Raw genomic sequence first — 1623 nt, forward strand, 5'->3', positions numbered from 1 at the left:
GTGAGAGCGTAGGCAAGCCACGCGAAAAAGGGCTGGAGGCGACGTCAAGGGAGCGTTAAGGGGGAGATGTTCGGGGGCGTCTTTCACCGAACATCACAAGACCCCTGTGATTCCTCGCGTTTCGCAGCCCCTGTTCGGCGATTTGGAACCGAACAGCCGATCAGAGCAGTCCGCTGGCGCGAGCCACGGCTTTCTCGACGATGCGGCCCAAGAAGCCGGGGTGGTGGGCGTCGATCTTCTCGGCGGCGGCGATGGTGGGGGCGAAGAAGTCGCGATGCAGGTCGGCCACGACCTGCGGGTCGTCGCTGAACATGTTGACCTCGTCATTGGCTTCAAGGCTCTGGGCATCGAGGTTGCTCGATCCGATGGTGCAGGCCTTGCCATCGAAGGCGGCGACCTTGGCGTGCAGCATGGGGTGACCGCCGTATTCGTATACGTTCACGCCCGCGCTCAGCATCTCGTTGTAATGCGCCCGCTCAGCGATCTGCTCGTACGCATGGATGTTGATCTTGGGCAGCACCACGTGCACGTCGACCCCGCGACGAGCGGCCGCACACAGGTGGGCGATGACTTCCGGGTCGGTGAGGTAGGGGTCAGCGATGTCGATGCGCTTCGCGGCCGTGTCGATGGAGCGCAGGTAGGCCAGCTTGATGGAGATGTCGCTGCGCCCCTCGTGGCCGATGATGCGCGTGGTGCCCTCTGACTCGCTTGCGTGCAGGCGCGGGAACATGCGCCGCATCTCGGCGGCCGAGAGGTCGCCGCCCTCCTGCTGCCACTGGCGCAGGTAGACGGCCTGCAGATCGGACACGGCGGGGCCGGTGAGGCGGCAGTGCACGTCGTGCCACAGGTCACGGTACTCGTCGCCCACGTTCATTCCACCCATGTATCCGACACGACCGTCGAGCACCAGGATCTTGCGATGCATGACATGGTTGGGAAATGGGTCCGGCTTCTGGGCCAGTACCTTCACCCCGTGATCCTTGAGATATTGGAAGATGCCCGGGTCGGTGGGAACGCCGTTCGACTTGTGATACGAACCCACAGGGTCGTACAAGAAGCGCACCTCGCAGCCCCGCTCAGCGGCCGCCGCCAGATGACGCGCGTAGTCCCAGCCCGCCTCGTCAGACTGGAAGTCGAACACGCAGAAGTTCACCGTCGACTTCGCGTGGTCGATGTCGTGCAGAATCTTGGGGAAGGCCCGCGCGCCGTCGACCAGGGGGTCGACGTGATTGCCCTTGGTGGCCCGCGTGGCCGTGGCCTGATCGAGGTAGCGGCTCCATCCGGCCCAGTCGCCCGGGTGAACGCCAGCCGCGCAGGGCCCACCAGCACGTCGCCTGCCCGGTCGGCACGATGCATGCCCCGCATCAGGTAGTCGATGCTGCCCGCGTCGGTGCCTCGCGCGGTGAGCACGCGCACGAACTGCTGGCTCATGGTACAGGCCTCGTCGATGGAGCCATAGCGCTTCTCATCGAGGTCGCGAAGCAGGCAGTCTCCGAGCACGGCCAGCCCACGGGGGGGCATGGCCGCGAGCTGCTTGTCAGAGAGATCGCGCGCCAGCTCGAGGGGACGGCGATGCATCTCGAGACGCTGGGCCACGTGTCGCGCCACGCGACGGGCCGCCCC

Annotated in this window: 2 protein-coding genes; both read right to left on the reverse strand. The window is 65.8% G+C overall.

Annotation, left to right across the window (positions count from 1 at the left end):
* Nucleotides 1–160: 160 nt before the first annotated feature.
* Complete coding sequence (locus EB084_24975; GenBank protein ID NDD31517.1) at nt 161–1153, reverse strand: phosphatidylserine/phosphatidylglycerophosphate/cardiolipin synthase family protein; 993 nt, start codon at nt 1151–1153, stop codon at nt 161–163.
* On the reverse strand, nt 1150–1608 hold the full coding sequence (locus tag EB084_24980; GenBank protein NDD31518.1) for a hypothetical protein: 459 nt from the start codon (nt 1606–1608) through the stop codon (nt 1150–1152). Before EB084_24980 ends, EB084_24975 begins: the two co-directional genes overlap by 4 nt.
* Nucleotides 1609–1623: the final 15 nt, after the last annotated feature.

The sequence above is a fragment of the Pseudomonadota bacterium genome, assembly GCA_010028905.1.
Lineage (GTDB): Bacteria > Vulcanimicrobiota > Xenobia > RGZZ01 > RGZZ01 > RGZZ01.